The sequence below is a fragment of the Geodermatophilus sp. SYSU D00525 genome (genome assembly GCF_054050475.1).
In genome coordinates this window covers 157743-171760 of record NZ_JBJGZK010000008.1, presented here as the reverse complement: position 1 = coordinate 171760, position 14018 = coordinate 157743, and the positions used below count along the sequence as shown (strand labels likewise).

Annotated in this window: 11 protein-coding genes; 4 read left to right on the top strand and 7 right to left on the bottom strand. The window is 77.8% G+C overall.

Annotation, left to right across the window (positions count from 1 at the left end; translation table 11 throughout):
• Window positions 1-202 precede the first annotated feature (202 nt).
• From ACI796_RS09605 to ACI796_RS09595, 3 genes are all read left to right on the top strand, one after another.
• The gene (locus tag ACI796_RS09605; protein WP_456940999.1) at window positions 203-466 is read left to right on the top strand and encodes a mycoredoxin; all 264 of its coding nucleotides are present in this window, start codon (window positions 203-205) and stop codon (window positions 464-466) included.
• 121 nt (window positions 467-587) lie between these two features.
• Window positions 588-1196: an ANTAR domain-containing protein gene (locus ACI796_RS09600; RefSeq protein ID WP_456940998.1), complete on the top strand. Its 609-nt coding sequence runs from the start codon at window positions 588-590 to the stop codon at window positions 1194-1196.
• 299 nt (window positions 1197-1495) lie between these two features.
• Window positions 1496-1843, top strand: a complete 348-nt coding sequence (locus tag ACI796_RS09595; RefSeq protein WP_456940997.1) for a hypothetical protein — start codon at window positions 1496-1498, stop codon at window positions 1841-1843.
• A 91-nt stretch (window positions 1844-1934) separates the two neighbouring features.
• Here the strand turns inward: ACI796_RS09595 and nudC are convergent, their stop codons facing one another.
• From nudC to ACI796_RS09565, 6 genes are read right to left on the bottom strand one after another with little or no spacing between them, the layout of a single operon-like run.
• Window positions 1935-2903 carry an NAD(+) diphosphatase gene (gene nudC, locus ACI796_RS09590; RefSeq protein ID WP_456940996.1) on the bottom strand — a complete coding sequence of 323 codons (969 nt, stop codon included), beginning with the start codon at window positions 2901-2903 and terminating at the stop codon, window positions 1935-1937.
• A complete protein-coding gene (locus ACI796_RS09585) occupies window positions 2900-4279 on the bottom strand; it encodes a M16 family metallopeptidase (RefSeq protein ID WP_456940995.1) in 1380 nt (459 codons plus the stop codon). The genes nudC and ACI796_RS09585 overlap by 4 nt, the downstream gene beginning before the upstream one ends.
• Window positions 4276-5586, bottom strand: a complete 1311-nt coding sequence (locus ACI796_RS09580; RefSeq protein ID WP_456940994.1) for a M16 family metallopeptidase — start codon at window positions 5584-5586, stop codon at window positions 4276-4278. Before ACI796_RS09580 ends, ACI796_RS09585 begins: the two co-directional genes overlap by 4 nt.
• Window positions 5587-5627: 41 nt before the next feature.
• Window positions 5628-6524, bottom strand: a complete 897-nt coding sequence (locus ACI796_RS09575; RefSeq protein WP_456940993.1) for a DUF2510 domain-containing protein — start codon at window positions 6522-6524, stop codon at window positions 5628-5630.
• A gap of 55 nt (window positions 6525-6579) precedes the next feature.
• Window positions 6580-8193, bottom strand: coding sequence for a serine/threonine-protein kinase (locus ACI796_RS09570; protein WP_456940992.1), 1614 nt, complete (start codon window positions 8191-8193; stop codon window positions 6580-6582).
• Window positions 8190-9593, bottom strand: a complete 1404-nt coding sequence (locus ACI796_RS09565) for a M20/M25/M40 family metallo-hydrolase (protein ID WP_456940991.1) — start codon at window positions 9591-9593, stop codon at window positions 8190-8192. Before ACI796_RS09565 ends, ACI796_RS09570 begins: the two co-directional genes overlap by 4 nt.
• 45 nt (window positions 9594-9638) lie before the next feature.
• Here ACI796_RS09565 and ACI796_RS09560 point away from each other — a divergent pair, with 45 nt between their 5' ends.
• On the top strand, window positions 9639-10475 hold the full coding sequence (locus ACI796_RS09560) for an alpha/beta fold hydrolase (protein WP_456940990.1): 837 nt from the start codon (window positions 9639-9641) through the stop codon (window positions 10473-10475).
• A gap of 120 nt (window positions 10476-10595) precedes the next feature.
• Here ACI796_RS09560 and ACI796_RS09555 read toward each other — a convergent pair whose 3' ends face one another.
• The gene (locus ACI796_RS09555; RefSeq protein ID WP_456940989.1) at window positions 10596-14015 is read right to left on the bottom strand and encodes an ATP-dependent helicase; all 3420 of its coding nucleotides are present in this window, start codon (window positions 14013-14015) and stop codon (window positions 10596-10598) included.
• Window positions 14016-14018: the final 3 nt, after the last annotated feature.

Genomic DNA, 14018 nt, shown 5'->3' with positions numbered 1-14018 from the left:
TCCGGGGGTAGGGGACGGCGGCCGGCGGACCGCTCCTGCGAGTGTCCCAGCCCGGGACGACAGGCGGCGGGGACACCCCGGCGCCTGGGGACGGCCGGTGCGCCTGGGGACCCGTGGGGCGGGGAAGAGGGGACGCGCCCGCGGTGTTGCGCCCCGGAGGGACGTCGCCGCGTCCCGCCCCGACCTTGCTGGAGGACCCCGAGTGAGTGCCGCGCCCGCCGCCGTGACGATGTACACCACCACCTGGTGCGGGTACTGCGTGCGGCTCAAGAAGCTCATGCAGGTCGAGGGCATCGACTACGCCGAGGTCGACATCGAGCGGGACGCCGCCGCCGCGGAGGTCGTCATGAACGCCAACGGCGGCAACCGCACCGTCCCGACGCTGGTCTTCGCCGACGGCAGCGCCCTGACCAACCCGAGCATCGCCCAGGTCAAGGCGCAGCTGGCGCAGCAGGCCGGCGCCTGACCGGCGGGGGGTGTAGGGGTCGCGGCCCCCGGCGGTGCATCATCGTCCCCCGGCGGGTCGCGACCGTGGCGCGCCGACGTCCACCCGGCCCACCGGCCGAGCACCCGCGGGAGCCGCTGTCGTGACCTCGGACGCCGTGCACCTCCCCCTGCCCGCAGCAGCCGGGGAGGAGCCGCCCGCCGACCGTCCCTCCGTCGTGCTCGCACGGACCGGCCGCGGCTGGAGCGTCCTGTCCCCCGGCCGCGCCGACGACGTCGCCGACCTGCTCGAGGGGCTGACGCTGGCCGACCTCGTCGCCGAGGAGCTCGGCGGCCCGGCCGACCCCGACCGCGCGACGCGCCGCGCCGCCCGCGGGACGGCCGACGCCGGGCCGGACGGCGATCCCCGGGACGCCCGGATCGCCGCGCTCGAGCGGACCGTCGCGCAGCTCGAGCACGCGCTGGCCGCCCGGGTCGCCACCGAGCGGGCCCTCGGCGTGCTCGCCGAACGGCAGGGCACCTCGCCGCGCGTGGCGTTCGAGGCGCTGCGGACGCAGGCCCGGTCGCTCGGGCGGCCGGTGCACGAGCTCGCCCGCGAGGTGCTCGAGACCCTCGACCGCGCGGCCGCCGGGGCGCCGGCCGCCGAGCCGGCCGCGGTCCTGCCGCCGGTCCCCCGCCGCCCGCCCGGCCGACGGGTCCAGCACGCGCCGGGCCGCCCCGGCCCCGCGGTGCCCGCGGACGGCCGCCGCTGAGCGGTCCGCAGCCGCTGACCCCGGGCGCGCTGGCCGACCGGCTGGCCGCCCTCCTCGCCGACGCCGACCCCGAGCCGGGCGCGGCCGCCCTGCGGGTCGCCGTCGACGGGCCCGACGTCGCCGACCCGGAGGGCCTCGCGCGGGCGGTCGCCGAGCGGCTGCCCGCGCTCGGCCGCCCGGCCGTCGTCGTCCCGGCCGCCGGGTTCCTCCGGCCGGCCTCCCTGCGGTTCGAGCACGGCCGTACCGACCCCGACGCCCGCTACACCGACTGGCTCGACGCCGGCGCGCTGGCCCGCGAGGTGCTCGACCGGGTGGGGCCCGGCGGGCCGGCCGAGTACCTGCCGGTCCTGTGGGACGTCGTGCGCGACCGCGCCGCCCGGGCCGGCTACCGCCCGATGCCGCCGCGCGGGGTGCTGCTGGTCCCCGGCCCGCTGCTGCAGGGCGTGGGGCTGGCCTTCGACGTCGTCGTCCACCTGCGGGTGGCGCCGGCCGCGCGGGAGCGGCGCTTCCCCCCGGAGCAGGCGTGGGAGCTGCCCGCCTTCGACCGCTACGACGACGAGGTCGACCCCGTGCTGCTGGCCGACGCGGTGGTGCTCGCCGACCGGCCGGAGCACCCCGCGCTGGTCCTGCAGGGCCGCTTCGCCTGAGCCAGCTGAACGAGGACCCCGACCTCCCCACCCTTCGCGGGCTCAGGGCGGGGCCCGGGTCGGGGCCGAGGATCGGACCGGACCTGCGGGCTCAGTCGAGTTCGCCGGCCACCCAGCGGTCGATGATGTGCCGGGCGATCGAGACCGGCGGCGGCAGCGCAGCGGGCCCGCGGCCCGAGCGCAGCTCGTCGCGGGTCCACCAGCGGGCCTCCTCGATCTCGGTCGGGTCCAGCCGCAGCTCCAGGTCGCCCTCGGCCCGCGCGACGAAGCCGAGCATCAGCGACTGCGGGAACGGCCAGGGCTGGCTGCTCACGTAGCGGACGTCGGTGACCTCCAGCCCGACCTCCTCGGCGACCTCGCGGGCCACCGCGCCCTCGGCGGACTCCCCCGGCTCGACGAACCCGGCGAGGATCGAGAACCGCCCGGGCGGCCACACCGCCTGCCGGCCCAGCACGCAGCGGTCGCCGCCGTCGTGGACCAGCATGATCACCGCCGGGTCGGTCCGCGGGAACAGCTCGGTGCCGGTGACCGGGTCGCGCTGCACCCAGCCGGCCCGCTCGATCGTCGTCGCGGCGCCGGACAGCGGGCTGAAGCGCGCCCGCTCGTGCCACTCGAGGATGCCGACGGCCTGGGCGAGCAGGCCGGCGTCGAGGTCGCCGAGGTCGGCGCCCACCTCGCGCAGCCCGGTCCACAGGTCCACCGGCCGGCCGTTGACCGTCAGTGCCCGCTCACCGCGGATCGCGGCGTAGGGGACGCCGCCGGCCTCGCCGAGGTACACCGCGCCGGCCGGGAGGGCCGGCTGCTCGTCCCAGACCAGCTCGGGGCCGCCCTCGGTCTCGCGCACCGGGACGGCGCGGCGCTCGTCGACGGTGAGCACCCGCACCCGCCGTCCCCGGGTGGGGTCCTCCAGCGCCCGGCCGAGGTGGTCGCGGTCGTGCGCCGAGCGGGACAGCACCGGCACCGTGCCCGTGGTGTCGGGCGTGCCGGCCGGCCAGAACCCGCGCACCGCCTCCGGCGTGACGACGTCGTCCGGCGTGCTGCCGCCCGGCGGGACGCTCACGCCGGGTCCGGCGCGGCGGCGGCGCTGGCGGTGACGTCGACCGGGCCGAGGGCCCGCAGCGCGTCGGTGACCCGCTCGGCGTCCCCGACGACGACGGCGGTCAGCGCGGCCGGCGCCAGGTACCGGCGGGAGGCCTCCTGCACCTGCTCGACGGTCACCTCGGCCAGCGCGCGCTGGTGCTCGGCCAGCCACTCCGCCGACAGCCCCGACCCGGCCAGCGCGGACAGCGTGCTGGCCAGCCCGGCGTGCGTGGCGGTCGACAGCGCCATGCTGCCGAGCACGTAGCGGCGGGCGGCGTCGAGCTCGGCCTCGGTGACCGGCGCCAGCGCCATCCGGCCCAGCTCGGCCCAGGTCTCGAGGAAGGCGGCGCCGGTGACCTCGGTGGCGACGTCGGCCTCCACGAGGAACGACGAGGCGGCGGCCAGGTGGTCGACGGCGCTGCGCGGGCTGTACGAGTAGCCGCGCCGCTCCCGGATGTTCTCGACCAGCCGCGAGGAGAAGTAGCCGCCGAACACCATGCTCGCCAGCCGCACCGCGGGCAGGTCGGGGTCGGTGCGGCCCGGCGCCGGCCCGCCGAGGCGGATGTTGGACTGCACCGCGCCCGGCCGGTCGACCACCTCGAGGTGGCCCGGCGCGAGGGTCGGGGCGGGCTTGGCGCCGGCCGCGGCGCCCTCCCCCGTCCAGCCGCCGAGCGCGGCGGCGACGGCGTCGGTGGCCGCCGCGACGTCGAGGTCGCCGACGAGCACCAGCGTGCTGCCGGCGGGCAGCAGCCGCTCCCGGTGCAGCTTGCGCAGCGCCGGGGCGGCCACCTTGCCGACCAGGTCCGGCGCCGGGAGCTGCGCGGCGTAGGGGTGGGTGCCGTAGCGGCGGGCGGCCAGCGCGGTGCGGGCGATGACGCCGGGCTGGGAGCGGGCGATGGCGATCCGCTCGGCCACCCGGTCGCGCTCGGCCTCGACCTGGTCGCCCGGGTAGGCGGCCTCGGTGAGGACCTCGGCGAGCACGCCGAGCACCGGGGCCAGCCCCTCGGACAGCAGCGTGGTGGCGAACAGCAGCCGGTCGGGGTCGGCGGCCACGGTGAGCTCGGCGCCGTGGGTCTGCAGCGCCTCGGCGACGGCGGTGGCGTCGCGCTGCCCGGTGCCGAGCAGCACCGCGCCGGAGAGCACCGAGGACCGGGCGGCGTGCTGGAGGGCGCCGCGCGGGGAGGTCGCGGCGAACGGCACGCGCAGCCGCAGCTCGACCAGGGGCACGCCGGGCCGCGGCACGACGACCACGGCCAGCCCGTTGGGCAGCGTCGTCGTCGCCACCTCCGGGACCGGCTGCGGGCGCGGCTCGCCCAGCGGCGGGATCAGGCCCAGGTCGAGGACGGGGGCGCTCATCGGGCTCCTCCGGTGGCGCGCAGCTCCAGGACGGCGGCGGTGCCGGGATCGAGCCCCTTGGCGGCGACCTGCACCGCGTCGGGGGTCACCGCGGCCAGCCGGGCGGCGAGCTCGCCGGCCAGCTCGGCGCGGCCGTGGACCAGCTCGGCGCCGGCGAAGGCGAGCGTGCGGCCGAGCACCGAGTCGGCCTGGCGCAGCAGCTGCGCGCTGGTGCGGGCCTGCACCCGGGCCAGCTCCTCGGCGCTCACGCCCTCGGTGGCGACCCGGCCGATCTCCTCGTGCACCGCGGCCAGCACGTCGTCGACGGGGACGGCGGCCGGGTGGTGCACCTGGGTGGTGAGCAGCGTGGCGTCGCGGACGTCGAACGGGTCGCCGAACAGGCCCACGTAGCTGCTCTGCGCCACGGCCAGGCGGTCGTCGTGCACCAGCCGGCGCTCCAGCCGGGAGGCGTCACCCTCGCTGAGCAGCTCGGCGAGCAGGACGGTGCCGAGGTAGGTGTCGAGGTCGCCGACCGGGTCGGGCACCCGCCAGCCCAGCGCGACGGCGGGCGCGGGGGCCAGCCGGTCCTCGACGACGTCGCGGCGCACCGCCGTCGGCGAGGGCTCGCCGGTGTACGGGGTGGGCGGCACCTCGCGGGCCTCGACCGGGCCGAACCAGCGGCGGACCAGCCGCTCGGTCTCGCCGACGTCGAGGTCCCCGCCGATGCACAGCACCGCGTTGCCCGGTGCGTAGTAGCGGGAGAAGAAGTCCTCGGCGTCGGCGACCGTGGAGCTCTCCAGGTCGACGAACGAGCCGTAGCCGTCGTGGGTGTTGGCGAAGCTCCCGAAGGCGATCTGCGGCAGCTGCAGCCAGGGGAAGGCGCCGTAGGGCCGGTTGAGCACGTTGACCCGGATCTCCTCCTTGACCACGTCGATCTGGTTGCGGAGGTTCTCCTCGGTGATTGCCGGGGCGGCCATCCGGTCGGCCTCGAGGAACAGCGCGCGCTCGAGCGCCTCGGCGGGCAGCGCCTCGTAGTAGTTCGTGTAGTCCTGGTGGGTCGAGCCGTTGAACGTGCCGCCGGCGGCCTGCACCAGGCGGGCGTGCTCCATCTTCGGCACGTGTGCCGAGCCCTGGAACATGACGTGCTCGAAGAGGTGGGCGAAGCCGGTGCGGCCCTCCGGCTCGTTGCGCATGCCCACGTCGTAGAAGACGGTCACGGCGACGACCGGCACGCTGCGGTCGGGCGCGAGGACCACTCGCAGCCCGTTGTCGAGCGTGAAGCGCTCCACCGGGTGCCGCAGTGTCAGGTCGGCTCCCGCTGCTGTCACGGACCGACCCTAACCACGCGGGACGACGCCGCGCCGGGCGCCTACAGCACGTCGATGTCGGCGACGATCCGGTCGATGGTCCCGTAGAGCTCGGCGTGCGTGTTGGGGATCGAGACGTAGAGCAGCGCGGGGTCGGGCCGGCCGACGTCGACGACCAGCAGCGCCGCCCGCTCACCGGTGGAGTCGTAGCCCTCGACGTCCCAGGTCAGCTGGAACTCGACGAGGTGCGCGGCGTGCCCGTCCACGGTCAGCGCCTCGTCGCGGAGCACCTCCCGCTCGTTCGGGTACGGGTAGTAGGCCGCGCGCACGCTGTCGGCCAGCGTCGTCACCGTCGCCTGCTCGCTGCCCGGGCCGGTCCAGCCGTAGCCGTCGGAGACCGGCCCCGACGTGCACTGGGCGATGAAGTTGCCGCCGTCGGGGGTCTGCTCCTGGGTGGTGAAGTACTGCCCGGCGATGGTGCGGGTCTCCGGCATGAGACCGAGGTCGTACTCGTACCAGCCGTTGCCGAGGAACGGGTAGGAGATGCCCGACTCCTCGTCGATGATCCGCACGGTGCCCGGCGGGAACGTGGGGCCGGCGGGTGAGGAGCTCGCGACCGGCGGGTCGGTCTCGGTGCCCGGCCCGGTGGGGCTGCCCCCGGACAGGCCGACGACCAGCGCGACGACGACCACGGCGACGACGGCCAGCACCGATCCCCCGACCCACCAGGCCGTGCCGGGACGGCGGGCCGGCTGCGACGAGGGGCCCGGCTGCCAGGACCCGCCGCCCTGCGGCGACGGCACCGCGGCCACGGGGGGCGCCTGGACGGCGACGCCGGGACCGGCCGGCGTCGTGACGTCCGACCAGGTCTCCCCGTTCCACCAGCGCACCATGCCGGGCGCGCCGTCGGGGTCGGGGTACCACCCCGCGGGTGCGCGGGTCAGCCCAGGTCCGGTCACGGGGGGCAGCGTAGGGCGGGCGGCGCGCCGCCCCGGGCTGCCGCGGCGCGGAGGGTCAGCCGAAGCCGCGGTCGGCGACGTCGTCCCACCAGCTGCGCAGCGTGGACAGTCCCTGCTCGCCGCCGCCGCGCTGCTCGGCCACGGCCCGGGTGCCGAGGTCGTCCCACGTCCACGCGAGGACGGCGTCGCCCTCGCCGTCGACCCAGCACGCCGCGCGGCCGACCTCGGCCTCGTCGTCGTCGAGGACCGGGAACCAGCCGGCGGGGCCGGGCTCGCCGTCCACCTGCCGGCCGCACGAGTAGCGGTCCTCGAGCTCGGTCAGCCCCTGCTGTTCGACGTCGGCGGCGAGGGCCCGGGCGGCACCGTCGCCGTCGTGGGCCGAGTAGGTGACCGCGGTCGGCCCGCCGTCCTCCGGGTCGCCGGGGCAGCCGACCTCGCGGAGCACGCCGTCGGGGGGCTCCTCGGCGGAGCACCCGGCGGGGTCGGTGCCGACCGCCAGGGCCGAGGCCACCAGCCGCTGGCCGGCCGCCCGGGCGTCCTCGCGGGCGTCGTCGAGCCGGAGGACCACCGCGACCAGCGCCCCGGCGAGCGCGAGCGCGAGGACCGCGCCGAGCCCGGCGAGCACCCACGGCAGGCGCGCGGGCCGCGGCGGGGCCGGCGGGCGGTGCCCGACGGTGGTCGGCGGGGCCGGCGGGCGGCCCACCCTCTGCTGCCGGGTGACCGCCCGGCCGGGGGCGCCGTCGGCGGCCGGGCCGACCGCCGTCCCGCCGTCGCCGCCGGGGACCGGGACGCCGCTCTCGGCCAGCGCGGCCCGGGCGGCGGCGGCCATGGCCCCGGCCGTGGGCCAGCGCCGGTCGCGGTCCTTGGCCAGACCCCGCAGGACCACCGCGTCGAGCGCCGGCGGGACGCCCGGGGCCAGGGACGACGGCGGGGGCGGCGGCTCGTGCACGTGCGCGGCCATGAGCGCCACCGGGTCGTCGCCGGCGAACAGCCGCCGCCCGGTGAGCGCCTCGAACAGCACGCAGGCCAGCGAGTACGTGTCGGCGCGGGCGTCGAGCTGCCCGGAGCCGAACCGCTCGGGCGCCATGTACTCGGTGCTGCCCACGGCCACGCCGGTGCCGGTCAGCGCCGGGCCGGTGGCGTCGGCCGAGGTGCGGGCGATGCCGAAGTCGGCGAGGTAGCAGAAGTCCTCACCGGGCGCGGACGCCGCGAGGTCGCCGCCGTCGGCGCGGGCGACCAGCAGCACGTTGGAGGGCTTGACGTCGCGGTGCACCAGGCCGCTGGCGTGCGCGGCGTCGAGCGCGCGGGCCACCTGGCCGACGACGTCGGCCGCGCGCACCGGGGACAGCCGCCCGGCGCGGCGCAGCAGCGAGGCCAGGTCCTCCCCCTCGACCAGCCGCATGTCGAGGAACAGCTGGCCGTCGATCTCGCCGTACCGGTGGATGGGGACGACGTGCGGCTCGTTCAGCCGCGCGGCGATGCGGGCCTCCCGGCGGAACCGCTCGCGGTAGCTCTCGTCGGCGGCCCACTGCGGGTGCAGCACCTTGAGGGCGACGTCGCGCCCGTGCTCGCCGTCGTGGGCGCGCAGCACCTGGCCCATCCCTCCGCGGCCGAGCACGCCGAGCACCCGGTACGGGCCGAAGCGCCCGCCGTCCCCCGCCGCGGTCACCGGGCGGCCAGCTCCCGCCACAGGTGGGCCGCGGCCTCGGCGCCGCGGTGCAGCATCGGCAGCAGCACCCGCTCGTTCGGCGAGTGGATGCGGTCGGTGGGCAGGCCCGCGCCGAGGAAGACCAGCGGCGCGCCGAGCACCTCGACGAGGTCGGCCTCCGGGCCGCTGCCGCCCTCGCGGGTGAACAGCACGTCGTCCGGGGCGGTGTCGAACGCCTGCCCGATGGCGCGCAGCAGGGCGCCCGTGTGCGGCGAGTCGAGGTCGCTGGCGCACGGGGCGACGCCGCCGGGCGGGGTGTGCACCTCGGCCGTGATCCCCTCGGGCAGGTGCTGCTCGACCCACGCGCGCAGCATCGGGCCGACGTCCTCGGGACGCTGGTCGGCGACCAGCCGGAAGGTCAGCTTGGCGTGCGCCTCGGCCGGGACGATCGTCTTGTGGCCGGGGCCGGTGTAGCCGCCCCACATGCCGTTGACCTCGGCGGTCGGTCGGGCACCGACCCGCTCCAGCGTGCTGAACCCGGCCTCGCCGGCGGTGGCGCGGGAGGCGGCCGGCCCGGCCAGCCAGGCGGCCTCGTCGAACGGCACGCGGGCCATGAGCTCGCGCTCGCGGTCGGTCAGCTCCCGCACCTTCGCGTAGAAGCCGGGCAGCGTGACCCGGCCCTGCTCGTCGTGCAGCGCCGCGAGCAGGGACGCCATCGCGTGCAGCGGGTTGGGCACGCCGCCGCCGAAGGACCCGGAGTGCAGGTCGACGGCGGGGCCGCGCAGGGTGATCTCGGCGTCGGCGAGGCCGCGCATCGCGACGACGGCGCTGGGCACGTCGGGGGCGGCCATGCCGGTGTCGCTGACGACGACGACGTCGCAGGCCAGCCGGTCGGCGCGCTCGCGCAGCAGGTCGGCGAAGTGCGGCGAGCCGGACTCCTCCTCGCCCTCGACCAGCAGCTTCACCGTGACGGCGGGGGTGTCGCGGCCGGTGGCGGCCAGGTGCGCGCGGATGCCGAGCAGGTGGAAGGCGACGTTGCCCTTGTCGTCGATGGCGCCGCGGGCGTGCAGCTCCGGGCCGGCCGGCGTCTCCACCCGGGTGGGCTCGAACGGCGGGTGGTCCCACAGCTCCAGCGGGTCCACCGGCTGCACGTCGTGGTGGCCGTAGACCAGCGCGACCGGCGCGTCGGGGTCGGCGCTGGGCCACTCGGCGTAGACGGCCGGGGCGCCCGGCGTCGGCCAGATCTCGACGACGGGGAAGCCGGTGCGGCGCAGCGCCCCGGCCAGCCAGTCCGCGCTCGCCGCGACGTCGCCGGCGTGCCCCGGGTCGGCCGAGATCGAGGGGATGCGCAGCCAGGCGTCGAGATCGGCGTGGAGGTCGTCGAGGTGGGCCTGCACGAAGTCGCGTTCCGGGCTCGTCACGAGCGCGACGGTAGCGGCGGGCCGGCACCGGATACCTTGCGCCCCATGGCCGGAGAGCTGTTGCGGGTGGACGTCGGTGACCTGACCTTCGACGTGCGGGCCGACGGCCCCGGGGACGGGCGGCCGGTGGTGCTGCTGCACGGCTTCCCGGAGACCTCGGCGTCGTGGGCCGCGGTGACGCCGCGGCTGGCCGAGGCGGGGCTGCGCACCTACGCCGTCGACCAGCTCGGCTACTCCCCCGGCGCGCGGCCGCTCGAGGTCGGCGCCTACGCGCTGCCCAACCTCGCGCAGGTCACCGCCGACCTCATGACCGCGATGGACGTCCCGGTCGCCGACGTCGTCGGGCACGACTGGGGCGCCAACGTGGCCTGGGCGCTGGCCGGCTGGCACACCGACCGGGTGCGGTCGCTCACCGCCGTCTCGGTGCCGCACCCGACGGCGTTCACCGCGGCCTTCCGCTCCGACCCGGAGCAGAAGGAGCGCTCGTCCTACATCCGGCTGTTCTGGCAGGAGGGCAAGGCCGAGGAGGTGCTGCTGGCCGACGGCGCCCGCCGGCTGCGCCGCATGTACGGCGACGCCGTCGACCCGGAGGCGGTCGAGGAGTACGTGGCGGTGCTGTCCGCGCCGGGTGCGCTCACCGCCGCGCTCAACTGGTACCGGGCGATGAGCTCGGCGACGCCGGTGGACGACGTCCCGGTGCCGACCACCTTCGTGTGGAGCGACGCCGACATCGCCATCGGCCGGATCGCCGCCGAGGGCTGCGGGTCCTTCGTCGCCGGTGACTACCGCTTCGTCGAGCTGGCCGGGGTGAGCCACTGGATCCCCGAGCAGGCGCCCGACCAGCTCGCCGCCGCGATCCTGGACCGCATCGCCTCCTCCTGACCGCGCCGCCCGACCGACCTCACCGGGCGGTGCCCGGCCGCGCGCCGCGGGGTGAGGTCGGGCACCGCGCGGTGAGGGCGGGGCGCACGGCGGCGCCGCGACGGCGAGGTCGCGGCGGCGTCAGCCGAGGTCCTCGTCGGGCGGCGGGGGCAGGTCGTCGTCGGGCTCGGGCGGCGGGGGCAGCTCGTCGTCGTCCGGCTCGGGCGGCAGGTCCTCGTGGCCGGCCTCGCCGGTGACGAGGGCGATCAGGCCGGCCTCGTCGAGCAGGTCGACCGGGCGCACGGTGACGCCCGCGGCGACGTGGTGGAAGCCCGCGCTCACCTTCTCCACCGGGACGCCGGTCAGCCGCGACCAGCCCAGCCGGTAGGCGGCCAGCTGCACCGCGGCCGCCGAGAGCTCCGCGCCCGACGGCGGCGGGCCGGTCTTCCAGTCGACGACCTCGAAGCCGCCGTCGCCGTCGGCGAAGACGGCGTCGATCCGGCCGCGCAGGGTGAGCGGGCCCAGCGGCGTCTCGAACGGCACCTCGACCTCGACCGGCTGCCGGTCGGCCCACGGGCTGGCGAGGAACGCCGCCTGCAGCGCGCCCAGCGCGCCGTCCGGTGCCGCCGCCTCGTCGCCCGAGCCGGGCAGCTCGTCGAGGTCGAGCAGCCGGGAGACGCCGAAGCGCTCCTCCAGCCAGGCGTGGAAGGCCGTCCCGCGGCGGGCCAGCGGCGCGGGCGCGGAGGGCATCGGCCGGCGCAGCCGGCGGGCCAGCTCGGCCGGGTCGCGGCGCAGCGCGACCAGCTCCGACACCGACAGGTGGCTGGGCAGCGGCACCTCGACGGTCGGGCGCGCGGTGCGGCGGCGCTCGCGCAGCAGCAGGTCGGCCTCGCGCACCCACTGCTCGACCTGCGGGTCGCCGGTGCCGAGCGCGGCCGCCGGGTCCAGCGGGTGCGGGGCGGCGCCCGCGACCAGCTCCGCGGCGGCGGTCAGTGCGCGGCGGCGCGGCGGGGACAGCGGGTCGGCCGGCCACACCCCGACCGGCCACTCCTCCAGCGCCGGGTTGGTCGCGCCCTCCTCCGGCCGCTCGGCCCAGGCGACGACGATGCCCGCCCCGGCGGTGCACGCCCGGCGGACGGTGTCGAGCAGCACCGACGGCCCGTTCGGCTTCACGCCCTCCCGCCACCAGCTGCCCGAGCACAGCAGCAGGTGCTTGGCGCGGGTGACCGCGACGTAGCCCAGCCGGATCTCCTCGGCCTCGCCGAAGGCCTTCCACTCCTCGACGTAGTCCTCGAGCGCCGCGCGCACCGCCGCCTGGTCGCCGGAGCCGGGCACCGGCAGCCGCAGCTGCGGCAGCTCGGCGCGGTCGGTGGTGCGCAGGTCGACCGGGATCGCGCCGGGGTCCTTGACCCAGGAGTCGCTGGTGTCGGTGCGCGAGGGGAACTGGTCGGCGGTCATGCCGGGCACGGCGACGACGTCCCACTCCAGGCCCTTGGCCGAGTGCACGGTGAGCAGCTGCACCGACTCGGGGTCGACGGCCACCTCGCCGGGCTCCAGGCCGCGCTCGCGCTCCTCGGCGTCGCGCAGGTACCCGAGGAACGCCGGCAGCGAGGGCAGCTCGGCCAGCTCGGTGAACTCGGCGGCGACGGCGTGCAGCGCGTCCAGGTGCGCCCGCGCCGCCCCGGGGCTCACGCCGGGCGTGCTGGCCAGCTCGGTCTCCAGGCCGAGGGTCCGGGCGACCTCGTCGACCAGGTCCGGCAGCGACTCCCCCAGCCGCCCGCGCAGGTGCGCCAGCTCCCCGCCGAGCCGCCGCAGCCGGCGGTAGGCCGCGCGCGAGTACGCGCCGGGGTCGCCGAGGTCGTCGAGCGCCTCGACGATGCTGCCCCGCTCGGAGCGCCGGACCGTCTCGTCGTCGTCCCGGTCCGGCCTGCGCGCGTGCACCAGCGTGCGGGCGCGGGCCTCCAGCGCCGCCAGGTCGCGCGGGCCGATCCGCCACCGGGCGCCGGTGAGCAGCCGGCCCAGGGCGTCGCCGGCGGAGGGGTCGACCAGCACGGTGAGGGTGGCGACGACGTCGGACACCTCGGGCACCTCGAGCAGCCCGCCGAGCCCGACGACGGTCACCGGCAGCCCGCGGGCGCGCAGCGCGGCGGCGATGCCGGGCAGCTGCTTGCGGGTGCGGACGAGCACCGCCGTCGTCGGCGGGCGGCCGTCGGGCCGGGGCGGCAGCGCCGGGTCCTCGCCGCGCCAGCAGGCGGCCAGCCGGTCGGCGAGCGCCTCGGTCTCCTCGGCCACCGTCGTGTACAGCCCGGCCAGCACGGTGCCGGGCCCGGCGCCCGGCCGGGCGGTGAGGTCCGGCAGCGCCACGACCGGCGCGGGCAGCAGCCCGGCGACGGCGTTGGCGACGTCGAGCACCGCGCCGTCGTTGCGCCAGCTCGTGGCCAGCGTGAGCCGCTCCGCCTTCCTGCCGCGGGCGCCCGGGAAGGTGCGGTCGAAGCGCTCGATCGTCCCGGACGAGGCGCCGCGCCAGCCGTAGATCGACTGGCGGGGGTCGCCGACGGCCAGCACCGCGTGCCCGGTGGCCCGCCCGAACAGCGCCTCGAGCATCCGCAGCTGGCCGACGCTGGTGTCCTGGTACTCGTCGAGCAGCACGATCCGCCAGCGCGACCGCTCGCGGCGGCCCACCTCGGGCGCGGAGACGGCGATCCGCGCGGCCAGTGCGACCTGGTCGGAGTGGTCGATCGCACCGGCGGCGCGCTTGCGCCCCTCGAACGCCTCGACCAGCGGCAGCAGCGCCACCCGGGCGCGCTGCCGGGCGAGCATCTCGACGACCGGCTTGTAGGGGCCGCGCTTGCCCTTCGCGTCGGGGTAGCCGGCCACCTGCGCCTCCAGGCGCGCGGTCCAGGTCCGCAGCGCCGCGGGGCTGACGTCGTGCTCGCCGAGCTCGGCGGCCAGCGCCAGCACGTCCTCGGTGGTGGTCAGCGGGCTCAGCGGGACGTCGTCCATGTCGCCGGTCCAGCCGGACACGACGGCGGCCGCCTGCCCCCAGCACATGGCCGGGCCGAGCACGCCGGCGCCGGGCTCGACGCCGATGCGCAGCCCGTGCTCGGAGACCAGCGAGGCGGCGTACCCGTGGTAGGTCGAGACCGTCGGCATCGAGACCGCGAGCCGCTCCTTGAGCTGCGGGTCGGTCTGGGGGTGGCGGGCGAGGGCGCCCAGCCGCAGCCGGATCCGCTCGTTGAGCTCGCTGGCCGCCTTGCGGGTGAAGGTGAGCCCGAGGATCTCCTCCGGTGCGACCAGCTCGTTGGCGACCAGCCAGCACACGCGGGCGGCCATCGTCTCGGTCTTGCCCGAGCCGGCCCCGGCGACGACGACCAGCGGCCGGTCGGCGGGCGCGGACACCACCCCGGCCTGCTCGGGCGAGGGCGCGTAGGACAGCCCGCAGCGGGCGGCCACCTCGGCCGGGTCGAGCAGCCGCTTCGGCGCGACCGGCTCGGCGACCGCCGGGCCCAGGAGGTCGTCGAAGGAGAGCTGCTCGTCGGGCGTGGGCGCGCGCCGGCTCACCGG

Bases quoted from the DNA above. Each gene is read 5' to 3' on its own strand.
- ACI796_RS09585 (WP_456940995.1), bottom strand. From the start codon at position 4,279: ATGAGCGCCCCCGTCCTCGACCTGGGCCTGATCCCGCCGCTGGGCGAG.
- ACI796_RS09560 (WP_456940990.1), top strand. From the start codon at position 9,639: ATGGCCGGAGAGCTGTTGCGGGTGGACGTCGGTGACCTGACCTTCGAC.